We start from the raw sequence: 15,355 nt of genomic DNA on the forward strand, positions 1-15,355 counted from the left end.
CGATGAATTCTGCCGGCGCCAGCCCCCTCACCCTCCCGCCGCCTTCGGCGTCGGGCCCCTCCCTCTCCCCGAGGAGAGGGAAACAGAGCCGCGCGCCCACTCACCTCTCCTTGGGGAGAGGTCGGAATCGCGAAGCGATTCCGGGTGAGGGGGCGGCTCCGGCTCCTCCAGTCACGCACGACCAAGCCCCTCTCCCCCACCTGCCCGTCTTCCTGACCGTGCGCGGCCGGCTCTGCGTCCTGGTCGGCGGCAGCGACGCAGCCGTGCCGAAATTCGAGCTGCTGCGCCGTGCCGGCGCCGCGGTCCGGTTGGTCGGCGCCGATCCCGCTTTCGCCGAGACCGCGGCCGGCGCCGAGATCCTCCCCGGTCCGCTGACCGCCGCCCACCTGGCCGGGGCCTGCCTGGTGATCGACGCCTCGGGCGAACCCGACACCAACGCCCGCAGCGCCACTCTGGCACGGGCAGCGGGCGTGCCGCTGAACGTCGTCGACCGGCCGGCGCTCTGCGATTTCATCCTGCCGGCGATCCTGGATCGCTCGCCGGTGGTGGTCGCCGTCTCGACCGGCGGCGCCGCGCCCGCTTTGGCCGGGCTGATCCGGCAGGAGCTGGAGGCGCTGATCCCGCCGGGCCTCGGCCGCCTGGCCGCCCTGTCCGGCATGCTGCGCGACGAGATCCGCCGCATCACCGATCCCTCCCGCCGCCTGGCCTTCTGGCGCCGGCTGTATCGCGACGGCGCGGCCGACCGGGTGGCGGCGCTCGACCTGCTGGACCAGGTGGCGGCAGAGAGACCCTCCGCCGGCGCGCTGACCCGGATCACGATCGGGCCGGGTGGCGAGCAGGACCTGACATTGCGGCAGGTGGCGGCGCTGCGCCGGGCCGACCTGCTGCTGGTTGAGGACGGCGTCGACCCGGCCGTGCTGGATCACGCCCGCCGCGATGCGCCGCGCCGGGGCCTGGTGCGGACTCCGGCCGAGGCCGCCGCCCTGCGCCATGAGCTGGACCGGGGCCTGCAGGTGGTGCAGCTGGTCGCCGAGGACAGTCAAAGCCTCGTGCCGAGGCTGGCCGCGGAGTAGGCGACGCTCTTGCCGCATGGCGCCGTCTCGCCGGCTTGCTTAATTTGGTCGGCTGTTGCTCCGCGAATGCCGATGATGACCCGCCGCCTGATCCTGATCGCAGTCCTGACCCTGGCCGGAGGCGCTCCGGCCCTGGCGGCGCCCGAATTCCAGGCCGGGGCCTGCAGCTTCGTGGTGCCGGACGGACGGGCCGCCACCTGCGGCACCGTCACCGTGCCGGAGAACCGGGACAAGCCCGACGGCGCCACGGTCACCCTTGCGGTCGCCATCCTGTCCACCCCCGACAAGCTCGGCGACGCGCCGCCGGTGCTGTATCTCGAGGGCGGCCCGGGCGGGGCGGCGGGGCTGGACCCCGACGGCATCGGCCGCTGGTGGGACCTGATCGCCCGCAACGACTGGCTGCAGAAGCGCAAGCTGGTGCTGTACGACCAGCGCGGCATGGGCAAGTCGGAGCCGAACCTGAGCTGCCCGGAAATGGTCGACGCCCAGATCCGCAGCAACGGCCCGGAGGGCGACGGCGGGAACGATGCGGCCGCGATCGAGGCCGCCCGCGCCTGTCGCACCCGCTGGGAGGCCGAGGGCCACGACCTGACCCGCTACACCACGCCCGACAGCGCCCGCGACGTCGCCGATCTTCGCCTCGCCCTCGGCTTCGACAAATGGGTGCTGTTCGGGTCGTCCTACGGCACCCGGCTGGCGCTGGAGGCTGTGCGGCGCTATCCCGACGGCATCGCCGCAATCATCCTGGACGGCGTCTACCCGCCCGGCGAAAGCCTGTTCACTGCGTCGGAGGAGGACGACCCCGACGGCGACCGGTCGCTGCAGCGCGTCTTCGCCGACTGCGCCGCCGACACCAGTTGCAACGCCGCCTATCCCGACCTGGCAGGGCGCTACCGCACCCTGCTGGAGCGGCTGGACGACGAGCCGCCGACGGTGACGGTCGAACGGCCGGACGGCAAAGGTCAGGCCGAGCTGATGTTCACCGGCGGCCTGCTGGCGGAGGTGGTGTTCAACGACCTCTATTCCCGCGACGACGCCGCCACCCTGCCGGCGCTGATCGCCGGCATCGATGCCGACCGCGACGAGGCCTATGAAGAGGCGGCGGAGCAGTGGCTGACCGGGCTCCTGGACCCGACCATCGCCAACGGCGCCTATGACCTGGCCGAATGCCTGGCGCCGGATGCCGGCGACCTGAAGGACGCGCCGGGATCGACTTGCCCGGCCTGGCCGGCCGGCGCTGCGGACGACCTCGCCTCGCAGCCGGTCGACAGCGACATCCCCGCCCTGATCCTGTCCGGCGGGCTCGACCCGGTGACGCCGCCGGCCTGGGCCCGCGCCACCGCGTCGCATCTGCCGAACGGCTTCCTGGTCGAGCGCCAGGACCAGGGCCACGGCCTGATCGGCAGCGACCCCTGCGCCGAGACCCTGACGGGCAAGTTCCTGGACGCGCCGGACCGCCAGCCAGTCGATGCCTGCGAGCTGGCGCCCGACCCGCTGCGCTTCCTGGTGAATGGGTAAGCGCCGGCCGGCGCCGATCAGCAACTGGCTGCTTCAGGGTGTTTTCTCTTTTCTGTCATTGCCGGGCTTGACCCGGCAATCCAGGGGCCACCGGGAGCGGCTCTTGAAAGCCCCTGGATCCTCGGGTCAAGTCCGAGGATGACAGCAAAAAATGCTCACCCGATCCCTTCCGGCGTATAGCCCGCCTCGCTGATCAGCCCGGCGACCCGGGCCTGGTCGTCGGCTCCGGTGACGGAGACCAGCTTGCGCACCGGATCGGCCTCGACCCGGGCGCCGGGGATGCTGCCCTCGATTGCGCCCTTGATCGTGCCGGCGCAATGGCCGCAGGTCATGTCCTCGACCCGGAAGGACAGCGTTGCACCCATGATGGTTCGACTCCTGTTTCGCATGGACCAGGGCACTGTCGGGCTTCCCACCGTGGGAAGGTCAAGCGGGTTTTTGCCGCCCGATCGATCCCGTCGAACCACCCCTTGACCTTCCCATTGTGGGAAGGTCCATCTCTCCCCACATCCGCTGTTGCGAGATGGGAATCGGAACCGTGCAGACGTTGAACTCCAGTGCCAGGAACTCCGTGCAGCTCGCCATCGAGGGCATGACCTGCGCGTCCTGCGTGCGACGGGTCGAGCAGTCGATCGCGAAGACGCCCGGCGTCGCCGCGGCGAACGTCAACCTCGCCACCGAGCGGGCCGATGTGTCATTCACCGCCGCGCCGGACATCCCGGCGGTGGTGAAGTCGATCGAGAGCGCCGGCTATGCCGTGCCGGAGGACACGGTCGTGCTGGCGATCCAGGGCATGACCTGCGCCTCCTGCGTCGCCCGCGTGGAGAGGAAGCTGCGAGCCGTGCCCGGCGTGACCGAGGCCGCCGTCAACCTGGCCACCGAGCGCGGCACGGTCCGCTTCGCCCGCGGCGCCGTGCCGCCGGCGGCGCTGGAGCAGGCGGTGCGCGACGCCGGATACCAGGCCCGGCGCATCGGCGCCGAGGATGCCGGCGACCGCGAGCGCGACGCCCGCGCCGCGGAGACGGCGGCGCTGGGCCGCAGCCTGGCCGTGGCGGCCGTGCTGTCCCTGCCGGTCTTCGTGCTGGAGATGGGCACGCATCTGGTCCCCGCCATCCACGACCTGGTGATGGCGACGATCGGCATGCGGCAGAGCTGGATCATCCAGTTCGTCCTGGCCAGCGCGGTGATGTTCGGCCCGGGGCTGCGCTTCTTCCGCAAGGGCGTTCCGGCGCTGCTGCGCGCCGCGCCGGACATGAACTCTCTGGTCGCGCTGGGCACCGCCGCGGCCTGGGGCTACTCCGTGGTGGCGACCTTCCTGCCGGGCGCGCTGCCCGCCGGCACGGCCAATGTCTATTACGAGGCCGCGGCGGTGATCACGACGCTGATCCTGCTGGGCCGGTACCTGGAGGCGCGCGCCAAGGGACGGACGTCGGAGGCGATCCGCCGCCTGGTCGGGCTGCAGCCCAAGACCGCGCGGGTGGTCCGCGACGGCAAGACGCTGGACCTGGCGCTGGAGGAGGTGCGGGCCGGCGATATCGTGCTGGTGCGGCCGGGCGAGCGGGTGCCGGTCGACGGCGAGGTGGTCGAGGGCTCGTCCTTCGTCGACGAGGCAATGATCACCGGCGAGCCGGTGCCGGTGGCCAAGGGCGTCGGCGCCGAGGTGGTCGGCGGCACCATCAACAAGACCGGCAGCTTCTCCTTCCGCGCCACCCGGGTGGGCGGCGAGACCGTGCTGGCCCAGATCATCCGCATGGTCGAGCAGGCGCAGGGCGCCAAGCTGCCGATCCAGGCGCTGGTCGACAGGGTCACTGCCTGGTTCGTGCCGGCAGTGATGGCGGTGGCGGCCGCGACCTTCCTGGCCTGGCTGGCCTTCGGGCCCGACCCCGCCTTCGCCCTGGTCAACGCCGTGGCGGTGCTGATCATCGCCTGCCCCTGCGCCATGGGGCTGGCGACGCCGACCTCGATCATGGTCGGCACCGGCCGCGCCGCCGAGCTGGGCGTGCTGTTCCGCAGGGGCGACGCGCTGCAGACCCTGCGCGACGCCCGGGTGATCGCGCTCGACAAGACCGGCACGCTGACCCAGGGGCGGCCCGAGCTGACCGATTTCGACACGCTGGACGGCTTCGACCACGACGACGTGCTGCGGCTGGTGGCTGCGGTCGAGGCGCGTTCGGAGCATCCGATCGCGGAGGCGATCGTCGCCGCCGCCAGCGCGCGCGGCCTGGCCCTGCCGGCAGCCGAGGCGTTCGAGGCGGTGCCCGGCCACGGCGTGGCGGCAGCGATCGAGGGCCGCCAGGTCGCGGTCGGCGCCGACCGCTACATGCGGTCGCTGGGCCATGATCCGTCGGCCTTTGCCGCGGCGGCCGCCCGGCTGGGCGAGGACGGCAAGTCGCCGCTCTACGCCGCGGTCGACGGCCGCCTGGCCGCGATCATCGCCGTGTCGGATCCGATCAAGCCGTCGACGACGGAGGCGATCCGAGCCCTCAGCGCGCTGGGCCTCAAGGTGGCGATGGTCACCGGCGACAATCGCGGCACGGCGGAGGCGATCGCCCGGCGCCTGGGCATCGACGAGGTCGCGGCCGAGGTGCTGCCGGAGGGCAAGGTCGAGGCGGTGAAGCGGCTGGGCGCCGGTGGCCGGCGGGTGGCCTTCGTCGGCGACGGCATCAACGACGCGCCGGCCCTGGCCGCCGCCGATGTCGGCATTGCCATCGGCACCGGCACGGACATCGCCATCGAGAGCGCCGACCTGGTGCTGATGTCGGGCGACCTGCACGGCGTGGCCAACGCCATCGCCCTGTCGCAAGCGACGATCCGCAACATCCGGCAGAACCTGTTCTGGGCCTTCGCCTATAACGCGGCGCTGATCCCGGTCGCCGCCGGTGCCCTGTACCCGGCCGAGGGCTGGCTGCTGTCGCCGATCCTGGCGGCCGGGGCGATGGCGTTGTCGAGCGTCTTCGTCCTCGCCAATGCCTTGCGCCTGCGCCGCTTCCGCGCGCCCTTATCCGGGGAGCCCCTGCCATGAACATCGGCCAGGCCGCCACCGCCTCCGGCGTCTCCGCCAAGATGATCCGGTACTACGAATCGGTCGGGCTGACTCGGTCGGTGGTGCGCACCGAATCCGGCTATCGGGTCTACAGCGACGACGACGTGCACACGCTGCGCTTCATCCGCAGGTCCCGCGACCTCGGCTTCTCGGTCGAGCAGATCGCCGGCTTGCTCGCGCTATGGCAGGACCGCGACCGGTCGAGCGCCGATGTGAAGCGGATCGCGCTCGGCCATGTCGCCCAACTGGAGCAGAAGGTCGCAGGGCTGAAGCAGATGATCGCCACGCTGCGGCACCTCTCGGCCTGCTGCCATGGCGACGACCGGCCCGACTGCCCGATCCTCGACGACCTGGCGCTCGAGCCGCCCGCGAAGCCGGCCCGACGGGCCCGACCCGCCTGAACGCCGGCCTCGACGGCCGGTTGTCGCGCGCCGGCTTGACCGGTTCCGGGCGTTGTGATCCAAATTGTCTGATTATAATAGCAATGTTGACCGACCCCGCCGGAGAGCGGGCTCGGAAAACGGGAGGAACCCTATGAAGCGCTTGATTCTCGCGGGTCTCGCCGCGGCCGTCGCGTCGGTTCTCGCCATCGGCCCGGCCAATGCTGCCGACAAGACCATCGCCTTCGTCGTCAACGGCTCGTCCGATTTCTGGACCATCGCCCACAAGGGCACCGACAAGGCGGTGTCCGAGCTGAAGGGCTACAGCGTCGAGTTCAAGATCCCCGGCCAGTCCAGCGCCGCAGAGCAGCGCCAGATCGTCGAGGACATGCTGGCCCGCGGCGTCGCCGGCATCGGCATCAGCCCGGTCGATCCGGACAACTCCACGGCGCTGCTGAACAAGGCCGCCGGCCAGGTGCCGCTGTTCACCTTCGACAGCGACGCGCCGAAGAGCGAGCGGCTGCTGTATATCGGCACCGACAACGTCGCAGCCGGCGTGCAGGCGGGCGAGCTGATCAAGAAGACCCTGCCGGACGGCGGCAAGATCATGCTGTTCGTCGGCACCCTGGGCAACGCCAATGCCCGTGAGCGCGTCGACGGCATCAAGAAGGCGATCGCCGGCACCAAGATCGAGATCGTCGACGTCCGCACCGACGACATCGACTTCGCCAAGGCCAAGCGCAATGTCGAGGACACGCTGACCAAGTATGACGACCTGGCGATGCTGGTCGGCCTGTACTCTTACAACACGCCGATCATCTACGACGCCATGAAGGCGGCCGGGAAGCTGGGCCAGATCAAGGTCGTCGGCTTCGACGAGGATCCGGTCACCCTGCGCGGCGTGCAGGAGGGCGTGATCGAGGGCACGGTGGTGCAGCAGCCCTACGAGTTCGGCTACCAGACGGTGAAGCTGCTGGCCCAGTACATCGAGGGCGACAAGTCCTTCATCCCGGCGGACCACCTGAAGATCATCCCGACCCGGCTGATCGATAAGAGCAACGTCGCCGACTTCCAGAAGCAGATGAAGGAACTGCTGGGCAAGTAGCACCGGCAGCATGAGCCATCGGCTCCGGCAATCTCCTTCCTTGTCCCCCCTCCCCTCGCGGGAGGGGGTCAGGGGGAGGGGGTTTTCGCGACCAGCGCAGGCGGACTTCCGAGCATGACCGATGCCGTCCTCGCCATGGAGGGGATCTCCAAGACCTATCCCGGCGTGCAGGCGCTGAAGGATGTGAGCCTGACCGTGCGGCGCGGCGAGGTGGTCGGGCTGATCGGCGAGAACGGGGCCGGCAAGTCGACGCTGATGAAGATCCTGGGCGGGGTCGAGGCCCCGACCACGGGCACCGTCACCGTCGACGGCACCCCGCATGCGGCCCTGACGGTGCCGGAGGCGATCGCCGCCGGCATCGCCTTCGTGCATCAGGAGTTGAACCTCTTCGACAATCTCGACGTCGCCGCCAATGTCTTCATCGGGCGCGAGCCGCGGCGCTTCGGCCCGCTGAAGCTGGTCGACACGGCCCGGCTGCACGCCGACACGCAAAGGCTGCTCGACCGGCTCGGCGTCGATTTCGGGCCGGCCACGCCGCTGGCCGAGCTGTCGATCGCCCAGCAGCAGATGGTGGAGATCGCCAAGGCGCTGTCGCTCGACGCCCGCATCATCATCATGGACGAGCCGACCTCGAGCCTGACCATCGCCGAGACCCAGACGCTGCTGCGCGTCATCGGCGAGCTGAAGGCGGCCGGGGTGGCGATCATCTTCATCACCCATCGCCTGGGCGAGATCGAGGCCTGCGCCGACCGCGTGGTCTGCCTGCGCGACGGCCGGCTGGTCGGAGCGCTGGACCGCGACGAGATCCATCACGACCGGATGGTGCGGATGATGGTCGGGCGCGACCTGCGGGCGCTGTACATCCCGCCCGCCGTCACGGCCCAGCTGGACGCGGTCGAGATCCGCGGCGTGCGCACCACCGCCTATCCCGGGCACGAGGTGACGCTGTCGGTCGGCCGCGGCGAGATCCTGGGCTTGGCCGGGCTGGTCGGCTCCGGCCGCACCGAGCTGGCGCGCGCCGTCTTCGGCATCGACCGGATGCTGGCCGGCGAGGTCCGGCTGGACGGCACGGCGCTGACCATCGGCACGCCCCGCGCGGCCATCGCCCAGGGCCTGTTCCTGGTGCCGGAGGACCGCAAGCGCAGCGGCCTGGTGCTGGACATGACCATCGCCCAGAACGTCACCCTGCCCGGCCTCAGGCACGTCGCCAAACGCTGGCTGATCGACGGCCGCGGCGAGGCGAAGCAGGCCGAGGCCCAGCGCGAGAAGCTGCGCATCCGCACTCCGTCGGTCGCCACCACTGCCCTGAAGCTGTCCGGCGGCAACCAGCAGAAGATCGTGCTGGCGAAATGGCTGGCGCTGCAGCCGCGCTTCCTGATTTTCGACGAGCCGACGCGCGGCATCGATGTCGGCGCCAAGTCCGAGATCTACCAGCTGATGCGCAATCTGGCCGACCGCGGCGTGCCGATCCTGATGATCTCCAGCGACATGGAGGAGGTGATCGGCGTCAGCGACCGGATTGCGGTGATGCATGAAGGCCGGATCAGCGGCATTCTCGGTCGTGACCAGTTCAGCGAACCCAATGTGATGCAGCTGGCCGTCGGCCGGCCGCTGGCGGCATAGCCGAGAGAAAGTCCGGGAGGACGTCAGGGACGATGAGGAAGGAACTGGGGCTGGCGGTCCTGATCCTGGTGATCGGCTGCATCGTGGCGCTGCTGCAGCCGCGCTTCATCTCGGCGGTGAACCTGTTCAACATGGCCAATCTGGTCGGCTTGTACGGGCTGTTCTCGATCGGCCAGGGGCTGGTGATCATCACCGCCGGCATCGAGCTGTCGGTCGGATCGATGTTCGCGCTGATCGGCGTCGTCTTCGTTGACATGGTGGTGAACTGGGGCTGGTCCTGGCCGCTGGCCCTGGCCGCCGCCATCGCCATGGGCGGCGTGTTCGGGGCCATCCACGGCTTCCTGGTGGCCCGGGTCGGCATCCAGCCCTTCGTCGTCACCCTCTGCGCCCTGCTGATCTATCGCGGCGTGGCCCGCTACTACACCGACGACGCCACCGTCGGCTTCGGCTATGGCGGCGATTTCGACACGCTGGCGAACTTCGCCACCGGCCGCAGCTTCGGCATGCCAAACAGCTTCCTCACCATGGTCGTGGTGGCGCTGGTGATGTGGGTGGTGCTGCACCGCTCGGTGTTCGGCCGCTACCTCTTCGCCGTCGGCAAGAACGAGGAGGCGGCGCGTTACTCCGGCATCAGCACCCGCGCCGTGATCGCCTCGGCCTATGTCATCTGCGGGCTGCTGGCCGGCCTCGCGGCCGTGTTCCTGGCCTTCTACACCAACTCGATCCAGCCTTCGGCGCACGGCAATTTCTACGAGCTCTACGCCATCGCCGCAGCGGTGCTGGGCGGCTGCTCGCTGCGCGGCGGCGAAGGCTCGATCCTCGGCATCATCCTCGGCACCGTGCTGCTGCAGGTGCTGCAGAACCTGGTCAACCTGCTCGGCATCCCCTCCTCGCTCAACTTCGCGGTGATGGGCACGGTGATCCTGATCGGCGTGCTGGCCGACCAGCATCTGCAGAAGCTGCGCGCCGCCCGCCAGGCCCGCGCCGTGCCGGCCGCGGCCGGCGCGGCGCCGGCGGTCGCAGGATCGTCACCAAAACCGTGATACCCTGCCCGAACGGCGGCGCCTCGCCGCCCAATGGGAGGCAACGATGCCCGAGCACGGCACCTTCGTCTGGAACGAGCTGAACACCCGCGACCCCGATGCTGCCCGTCAGTTCTACGGCAAGACCCTGGGCTGGACCTTCGACACCATGCCGATGGCGGCCGGCGGCGACTACATCGTCGCCAAGATCGGCGACCGGATGGTGGGCGGCATCTTCGACATCCGACCCGTCCCCGGCATGGACCAGGTGCCGCCGCACTGGTTCGCCTATATCGAGGTCGACGACGTCGATGCCCGCGCCGCGGCGGCGCAGCAGGCCGGCGGCGCCCTGATGCGCGACATCTTCGACGTGCCCGGCGTCGGCCGCATCGCCATCGTCCGCGACCCGACCGGCGCCGTCGTCGGCTGGATGACCTCGGCCCCCCAGCCCGACTGAAGGCCGCGGCCTGCCACCATCCGCGCTGCCCCGGAATTGGGCAGCGTCGATAATCGCGTGAACGGTTCTTGAGCGATCCGACGGGACAAGGCCGCCCTCCAGGGCGGCTTTGTCCTGCGAACGCCTGTGCTGTCCCGGCGACCGGCAGCTTGGCACGATTCCTGCGGGACGCGATCCGGCCGCGAAGGCCCATCCAGTATCGCGTCCCGGAGGACCCATGGCCGACATCAGTCAACCGCACCCGACCTCCACCGCCAATCGGGCGCTGTGGATCTCGACCGTGGCCTTCACCCTGTGCTTCGCGGTCTGGACGCTGTTCGCGATCATCGGCATCCGCATCAAGCAGGAGCTCGGCCTGAGCGAAGCCGAATTCGGCCTCCTCATCGGCCTGCCGGTGCTGAGCGGATCGCTCAGCCGCATCCTGCTGGGCATCTGGACCGGCCGGTACGGCGGCAGGCTCGTCTACACCGCGACGATGCTGTCGGCGGCCGCGGCGACGTTCCTGCTGTCCCGCGCCACCACCTATCCGGAGATGTTGATCGCGGGCCTCGGCGTCGGCCTCGCCGGCGGGTCCTTCGCCGTGGGCGTCGCCTATGTGTCGCCCTTCTTCCCGCCGGAACGGCAGGGCACGGCGCTCGGCATCTTCGGCGCCGGCAATGTCGGCGCGGCGGTGACGAAGTTCCTGGCCCCGTTCGTCCTCCTGGCCTGGGGCTGGCAGGCGGTGGCGGAAATCTGGGCCCTGGCCCTCGCCGTCATGGCCGTCATGTTCTGGTTCACGACCGGCGACGACCCGGAATACCGCAGGCGCAAGCTCCACGGACGCGCGCCGAAGCCCTTCCTGCAGGAATTCGCCCCGCTGAAGGATCCGCGGGTCTGGCGCTTCTCGCTCTACTATTTCTTCGCCTTCGGCGGGTTCGTCGCCCTGTCGCTATGGCTGCCGCGCTATCTCGTCGGGGCCTACGGCTTCGAGCTCGAGACCGCCGGCATGCTCGCGACCGCCTATTCGATCCCCGGCGGCATCTTCCGCGCCTATGGCGGCGTCCTGTCGGACCGGATCGGCGCCCGGACCGTCATGTATCTGGTGTTCATGGTCTCCGCCGTGGCGACGCTGATCCTGGCCCTGCCGGCGACACCGCCCTTTGCGATCGGCCCGATCGTCTTCGTCCTCGCCGTCTTCGTGCTCGGCTTCGTCATGAGCCTCGGCAAGGCCGCCGTCTTCAAGCACATCGCCGCCTACTACCCCGACAGCATCGGGGCCGTCGGCGGGGTGGTCGGCATGGTCGGCGGGCTGGGCGGCTTCGTCCTGCCCGTCGCCTTCGGGGTCCTGAAGGACGTGACCGGCCTGTGGTCGAGCTGCTTCCTGCTGCTGTTTTTCGTCGTCGCCGTCTCGCTGTGCTGGATGCATCGCACCATTCGCCTCACCACCCCGGCCCGCGCCGGCGCATCGGCCTGAGGGCGCCAGGGGTAGGATTTCGCGCCGATTGACCGCGGCGAGCCCGCCCCCTATCTTGCCGCCATGCTTCGAGCCGTCTCCCTTCGCCTGCAACAACACCGCCGTCATCCGGCGGTCGCTGTCGCTTGCGCGCCTGGGGCGAAGCTGCGGTCTTCCTGACCGGCGGCTGACGGCCCGACGCATGACGCCCCGCCTATCCGGCGGGGTTTTTCTTTGATCCTCGCCGGCCCTTCCTGCCTTCGGAGAGCCCGATGATCGACCCGCACCTCCTCCTCGCCTTCATTGCCACCGTCACCCTGGTCATGCTGATCCCGGGGCCGAACGTCGCCCTGATCGTCGCCAACAGCGTCGCCTGGGGACCGCGCACCGGCCTCTTGACCGTGCTCGGCACCAGCTCGGCCATGGTGCTGCAGCTCGGCCTCACCGCCCTCGGCATGGCCGAGGCGCTGGGCACCGCCGGCGGCTGGTTCGAGACGCTGCGCTGGATCGGCGTCGCCTATCTGGTCTGGCTCGGCATCGCCCATTGGCGGGCGCCGCCGGCCGACCTGACCCGGATCGCGGCGCAGCCGAAATCCGCCGGCGCGATCTATGGCCGCGCCGTGCTGGTGTCGCTGACCAACCCGAAGACGCTGCTGTTCTACGGCGCCTTCTTCCCGCAGTTCGTCGACCCGGCGCGGCCGGCCGGCGCCCAGGTGGCGCTGCTGTCGGCGGTGTTCCTGCTGCTGGCGGTGACGGTGGACGGCAGCTGGGCGCTGCTGGCCGGCCGCGCCCGTCCCCTGCTGGCCCGCCACGGCCGGCTGCGGCAGAGGATCAGCGGCAGCCTGCTGGTCGGCGCCGGCATCGGTCTGGCCCTCGCTCGCGGCAAGTGATCGTATATCCGTTGACGATTATATAATCCATGGATCATATATCGCCATGGACGTGTTCGAAGTGGTGGCGGAGCCGCACCGCCGGGCGATCCTCGCCATGCTTGCCGACCAAGCGCGGCAGGCAGGCGAGATCGTCGCCGCCTTCCCGACCCTGACCCAGCCGGCGGTCTCGCGCCATCTTCGGGTGCTGCGCGAGGCCGGGCTGGTCGAGGCGCGGGCGGCGGCGCAGCAGCGGATCTACGCGCTGAAGCCGGACCGGCTGGCCGAGCTGGACGCCTGGCTGCAGCGCTTCCGCCACCATTGGGCCGATCACCTCGATGCGCTGGAGCGGCACCTCGCCGCCACCGCGCCGCGCAAGCAGGACGACCAGCCATGACCAGCCGCGCCGGCACCATCATCCGCGACGGCGAGACCGCGACGATCCGGTTCGAGCGCCGCCTGCCCTATCCGATCGAATCCGTCTGGGCGGCGCTCACCGACCCGGAGCAGCGCGGCCGCTGGCTCGGCCCGACCATGATCGACCCGCGCCTGGGCGGCCGGATCGAGACCGTGGCCGAGGGCCCACCGGCGCCGGCGCAGCACCGCAGCATCGCCGGCCGCATCCTGGCCTGGGACCCGCCGCGGCTGCTGGAGCATGAATGGCACCAGTCGATCATCGGCGAGACCGTGGTGCGCTACGAGCTGGAGGCGGATGGCGACGGCACGCTGCTGCGCTTCAGCCACAGCCGGCTGTCGCAGCGCAACGCCGACGGCTTCATTCCCGGCACCCACACTTATCTCGACCGGCTCGAGGCGCTGCTGGGCGACGCGCCCCTGCCGGTCTGGACGCAGCGCTACGCCGAGGTGCAGCCGGGCTATGGCGGCCGCTGGTCCGGGCGCGCGGGCTGATACCGGACTCCGGCGGCGGATCGGCGTATGCTGGGCCGGCACCCGAGGACCGGCCATGCAGTTGCCGCGGAACGCGATCCTGCTGCGCATCTTCATCGGTGAGAACGACCGCCATGACGGCCGCCCGCTCTACGAGGCGATCGTGCTGAAGGCGCGCGAGGCCGGGCTGGGCGGCGCCACGGTGCTGCGCGGCCCGATGGGCTTCGGCCATTCCAGCCGCCTGCACACCGCCAAGATCCTGCGGCTGTCGGAGGACCTGCCGCTGATCATCGAGATCGTCGACGCGGAGCCGAAGATCGACGCCTTCCTATTGGTGCTCGACAACATGATGTCGAGCGGGCTGGTGACGCTGGAGAAGGTGCAGGTGCTGCAATACGGCACCGCCCGGACCGAGCCGCCCGGCGCCTGAGCACTGACTATATGCTGGTCCGGCCGTGGCTGGTCAGAAGCCGCAGCACCTGCACTTCCTTCGGCAGCTCGATCAGGAACTCCGCGTCCCGGTCCAGATGATGGATCCGGGTCGGGTCACTGCCGGTGAACCGCGCCATCGCCTCGATGCTCTCCCAGTAGGAGATCGTCATGAACTCGGAATGGGTGTCGCGGTCCTCGCGGAAGGTCTGGACGCCCAGCGCCTTCTCGATCAGCGGCTTGATGCCGGCCTCGTAATTGTAGGCCTCGTATTCGTCGGCCCGCTCGGGCCGGGTGCGGCCGCGCCAGATGCGGGCGATGCGCGGGGTCTCGGTCATCGGCGTCTCCCCTTCGATGTCTCTCCCCATCGACTGCCGGTCCGGCGCGGCGGTTCCACCGGCTATTCGGCGATCGTCAGCCAGGGCCAGCGCACCCGGTACCCCTCCGACTTGGCCCGGAACAGCTCGGGCGACGGATTCAGCGGGTTGGGCCGAAGGATGCCGTCGACCATATCCTCGAGCCCGTTCGGGGCATAGAGCCGGCCCGTCGCCACCTCGATGCCGATGCAGGTGCATTGCACAAGATAGCGGTCGATGCCTTCGGTGGCCGAGCGCAGCTGTGGATAGTCGCTGCCGAACCGCTTCCGGTACCAGAGATGCACCCGGGCCTGGTTCTTGACCTCGACCGCCGCGCCGAGATCCGCGCACAAGGCGGCGGCCTCGCGGATCACCGCATCCTCCGCCTCCCAGGACAGGTCGCCGTCGTCGAAATAGAAGACGTCGTAGTCCTTGACCGACGTCTCCGGCGGCTGGCCGGAGCGCCGGTTCCACACCGCCTGGAACAGGCAGCCGGCGGTCAGGAAGCACTGCTGCAGCCCGAGCCGCGGCAGAAGCTGCATCAGCGCGGCGTTCACCGGATTCTCCATCGCCTGAGCGATGACGGCATCGGCGGAGATCGGCATGGCTACACCTCGACCGACATGGCTCGCCGGAACTCCTCGATCAGCCGGTCGTCGTCCCAATGGTTCCGCCGCAGCCAGTCCGGCGCAGTGGCCAGCGCCGCCGGATCATGCGGCACCCAGCCGACGCGGATGATGCGGGCCGAGCGCGGCGCCGCCGCATACATCGCCGCCAGGCTTTCCAGCGCCAGCTTGGATCGGCCGTAGCTGTTGATCGCGGCGCCGTTCTTCGGTGCGGCCCAGTCCGACGAGGCGACGATGACCCGCCCGACGCCCAGCGCCGCACAGGCCGCGAACAGCCGGGCGGCGTCAATCACAGCCTGCCAATGCACCGCCTCCGGCGCATCGGGATCCGCCGAGGTCGCCAGATGGATCAGCGCTTCCGCGTCCCGCAGGGCCGCGGCGATCGCCGGGTCGCCATAGTCGACCGTTGACAGGTCGGCGCGAATCTCCGCCCCCGGGGCCCGATCGATGCCGATGCACCCCGGAAAGGCCGGCCGCAGCCGCCGCCCGATAGTGCCCTCGGATCCGGTGATGATCAGCGCCACGACCCGCCTG

General features: G+C 70.2%; 17 protein-coding genes. 13 read left to right on the forward strand and 4 right to left on the reverse strand.

Annotated features, from left to right (window positions below):
• Positions 1-2 precede the first annotated feature (2 nt).
• Both FFK22_RS28220 and FFK22_RS28225 read left to right on the forward strand, forming a co-directional pair.
• The gene (locus FFK22_RS28220) at positions 3-1,073 is read left to right on the forward strand and encodes a bifunctional precorrin-2 dehydrogenase/sirohydrochlorin ferrochelatase (RefSeq protein WP_306770183.1); all 1,071 of its coding nucleotides are present in this window, start codon (positions 3-5) and stop codon (positions 1,071-1,073) included.
• A 75-nt stretch (positions 1,074-1,148) separates the two neighbouring features.
• On the forward strand, positions 1,149-2,591 hold the full coding sequence (locus tag FFK22_RS28225) for an alpha/beta fold hydrolase (protein ID WP_186002696.1): 1,443 nt from the start codon (positions 1,149-1,151) through the stop codon (positions 2,589-2,591).
• Between the two features lie 155 nt (positions 2,592-2,746).
• Here FFK22_RS28225 and FFK22_RS28230 read toward each other — a convergent pair whose 3' ends face one another.
• The gene (locus FFK22_RS28230) at positions 2,747-2,956 is read right to left on the reverse strand and encodes a heavy-metal-associated domain-containing protein (RefSeq protein ID WP_221938921.1); all 210 of its coding nucleotides are present in this window, start codon (positions 2,954-2,956) and stop codon (positions 2,747-2,749) included.
• Positions 2,957-3,114: 158 nt separating this feature from the next.
• On the opposite strand from FFK22_RS28230, the gene FFK22_RS28235 reads away from it, so the two are divergent.
• The 11 genes from FFK22_RS28235 to FFK22_RS28285 all read left to right on the forward strand — a co-directional run bounded on the left by FFK22_RS28235 (position 3,115) and on the right by FFK22_RS28285 (position 13,840).
• Entirely contained in the window at positions 3,115-5,613 is a 2,499-nt protein-coding gene (locus FFK22_RS28235) for a heavy metal translocating P-type ATPase (protein WP_138888434.1), read from the forward strand.
• Positions 5,610-6,035: a Cu(I)-responsive transcriptional regulator gene (gene cueR / locus FFK22_RS28240; RefSeq protein ID WP_138888435.1), complete on the forward strand. Its 426-nt coding sequence runs from the start codon at positions 5,610-5,612 to the stop codon at positions 6,033-6,035. Before FFK22_RS28235 ends, cueR begins: the two co-directional genes overlap by 4 nt.
• A gap of 133 nt (positions 6,036-6,168) precedes the next feature.
• Positions 6,169-7,119: a sugar-binding protein gene (locus FFK22_RS28245; protein ID WP_138888436.1), complete on the forward strand. Its 951-nt coding sequence runs from the start codon at positions 6,169-6,171 to the stop codon at positions 7,117-7,119.
• Positions 7,120-7,233: 114 nt separating this feature from the next.
• Entirely contained in the window at positions 7,234-8,742 is a 1,509-nt protein-coding gene (locus FFK22_RS28250) for a sugar ABC transporter ATP-binding protein (protein WP_138888437.1), read from the forward strand.
• 32 nt (positions 8,743-8,774) lie between these two features.
• On the forward strand, positions 8,775-9,785 hold the full coding sequence (locus FFK22_RS28255) for an ABC transporter permease (RefSeq protein ID WP_138888438.1): 1,011 nt from the start codon (positions 8,775-8,777) through the stop codon (positions 9,783-9,785).
• Between the two features lie 46 nt (positions 9,786-9,831).
• Entirely contained in the window at positions 9,832-10,221 is a 390-nt protein-coding gene (locus FFK22_RS28260) for a VOC family protein (RefSeq protein ID WP_138888439.1), read from the forward strand.
• A 217-nt stretch (positions 10,222-10,438) separates the two neighbouring features.
• Complete coding sequence (locus FFK22_RS28265; protein WP_138888440.1) at positions 10,439-11,674, forward strand: nitrate/nitrite transporter; 1,236 nt, start codon at positions 10,439-10,441, stop codon at positions 11,672-11,674.
• A 251-nt stretch (positions 11,675-11,925) separates the two neighbouring features.
• Complete coding sequence (locus FFK22_RS28270; RefSeq protein WP_138888441.1) at positions 11,926-12,543, forward strand: LysE family translocator; 618 nt, start codon at positions 11,926-11,928, stop codon at positions 12,541-12,543.
• Between the two features lie 46 nt (positions 12,544-12,589).
• Positions 12,590-12,919, forward strand: coding sequence for a helix-turn-helix transcriptional regulator (locus FFK22_RS28275; protein WP_138888442.1), 330 nt, complete (start codon positions 12,590-12,592; stop codon positions 12,917-12,919).
• Positions 12,916-13,431 carry an SRPBCC family protein gene (locus tag FFK22_RS28280; protein ID WP_138888443.1) on the forward strand — a complete coding sequence of 172 codons (516 nt, stop codon included), beginning with the start codon at positions 12,916-12,918 and terminating at the stop codon, positions 13,429-13,431. The genes FFK22_RS28275 and FFK22_RS28280 overlap by 4 nt, the downstream gene beginning before the upstream one ends.
• Positions 13,432-13,486: 55 nt before the next feature.
• Positions 13,487-13,840 (forward strand): DUF190 domain-containing protein, encoded by a 354-nt coding sequence (locus tag FFK22_RS28285; protein WP_138888444.1) that lies wholly within the window; start codon positions 13,487-13,489, stop codon positions 13,838-13,840.
• Positions 13,841-13,847: 7 nt separating this feature from the next.
• Here FFK22_RS28285 and FFK22_RS28290 read toward each other — a convergent pair whose 3' ends face one another.
• The 3 genes from FFK22_RS28290 to FFK22_RS28300 form a co-directional block, all read right to left on the reverse strand.
• Positions 13,848-14,177 carry an antibiotic biosynthesis monooxygenase gene (locus tag FFK22_RS28290; protein ID WP_138888445.1) on the reverse strand — a complete coding sequence of 110 codons (330 nt, stop codon included), beginning with the start codon at positions 14,175-14,177 and terminating at the stop codon, positions 13,848-13,850.
• A gap of 62 nt (positions 14,178-14,239) precedes the next feature.
• Positions 14,240-14,800, reverse strand: coding sequence for a nucleotidyltransferase family protein (locus FFK22_RS28295; RefSeq protein WP_138888446.1), 561 nt, complete (start codon positions 14,798-14,800; stop codon positions 14,240-14,242).
• A 2-nt stretch (positions 14,801-14,802) separates the two neighbouring features.
• Entirely contained in the window at positions 14,803-15,345 is a 543-nt protein-coding gene (locus FFK22_RS28300) for an NAD-dependent epimerase/dehydratase family protein (RefSeq protein ID WP_138888447.1), read from the reverse strand.
• Positions 15,346-15,355 lie beyond the last annotated feature (10 nt).

Source organism: Mycobacterium sp. KBS0706, assembly GCF_005938675.2.
GTDB lineage: Bacteria > Pseudomonadota > Alphaproteobacteria > DSM-16000 > Inquilinaceae > Inquilinus.

Bases quoted from the DNA above. Each gene is read 5' to 3' on its own strand.
- FFK22_RS28220 (WP_306770183.1), top strand. From the start codon at position 3: ATGAATTCTGCCGGCGCCAGCCCCCTCACCCTCCCGCCGCCTTCGGCG.
- FFK22_RS28225 (WP_186002696.1), top strand. From the start codon at position 1,149: ATGACCCGCCGCCTGATCCTGATCGCAGTCCTGACCCTGGCCGGAGGC.
- FFK22_RS28230 (WP_221938921.1), bottom strand. From the start codon at position 2,956: ATGGGTGCAACGCTGTCCTTCCGGGTCGAGGACATGACCTGCGGCCAT.
- FFK22_RS28235 (WP_138888434.1), top strand. From the start codon at position 3,115: ATGGGAATCGGAACCGTGCAGACGTTGAACTCCAGTGCCAGGAACTCC.
- cueR (WP_138888435.1), top strand. From the start codon at position 5,610: ATGAACATCGGCCAGGCCGCCACCGCCTCCGGCGTCTCCGCCAAGATG.
- FFK22_RS28245 (WP_138888436.1), top strand. From the start codon at position 6,169: ATGAAGCGCTTGATTCTCGCGGGTCTCGCCGCGGCCGTCGCGTCGGTT.
- FFK22_RS28250 (WP_138888437.1), top strand. From the start codon at position 7,234: ATGACCGATGCCGTCCTCGCCATGGAGGGGATCTCCAAGACCTATCCC.
- FFK22_RS28255 (WP_138888438.1), top strand. From the start codon at position 8,775: ATGAGGAAGGAACTGGGGCTGGCGGTCCTGATCCTGGTGATCGGCTGC.
- FFK22_RS28260 (WP_138888439.1), top strand. From the start codon at position 9,832: ATGCCCGAGCACGGCACCTTCGTCTGGAACGAGCTGAACACCCGCGAC.
- FFK22_RS28265 (WP_138888440.1), top strand. From the start codon at position 10,439: ATGGCCGACATCAGTCAACCGCACCCGACCTCCACCGCCAATCGGGCG.
- FFK22_RS28270 (WP_138888441.1), top strand. From the start codon at position 11,926: ATGATCGACCCGCACCTCCTCCTCGCCTTCATTGCCACCGTCACCCTG.
- FFK22_RS28275 (WP_138888442.1), top strand. From the start codon at position 12,590: ATGGACGTGTTCGAAGTGGTGGCGGAGCCGCACCGCCGGGCGATCCTC.
- FFK22_RS28280 (WP_138888443.1), top strand. From the start codon at position 12,916: ATGACCAGCCGCGCCGGCACCATCATCCGCGACGGCGAGACCGCGACG.
- FFK22_RS28285 (WP_138888444.1), top strand. From the start codon at position 13,487: ATGCAGTTGCCGCGGAACGCGATCCTGCTGCGCATCTTCATCGGTGAG.
- FFK22_RS28290 (WP_138888445.1), bottom strand. From the start codon at position 14,177: ATGACCGAGACCCCGCGCATCGCCCGCATCTGGCGCGGCCGCACCCGG.
- FFK22_RS28295 (WP_138888446.1), bottom strand. From the start codon at position 14,800: ATGCCGATCTCCGCCGATGCCGTCATCGCTCAGGCGATGGAGAATCCG.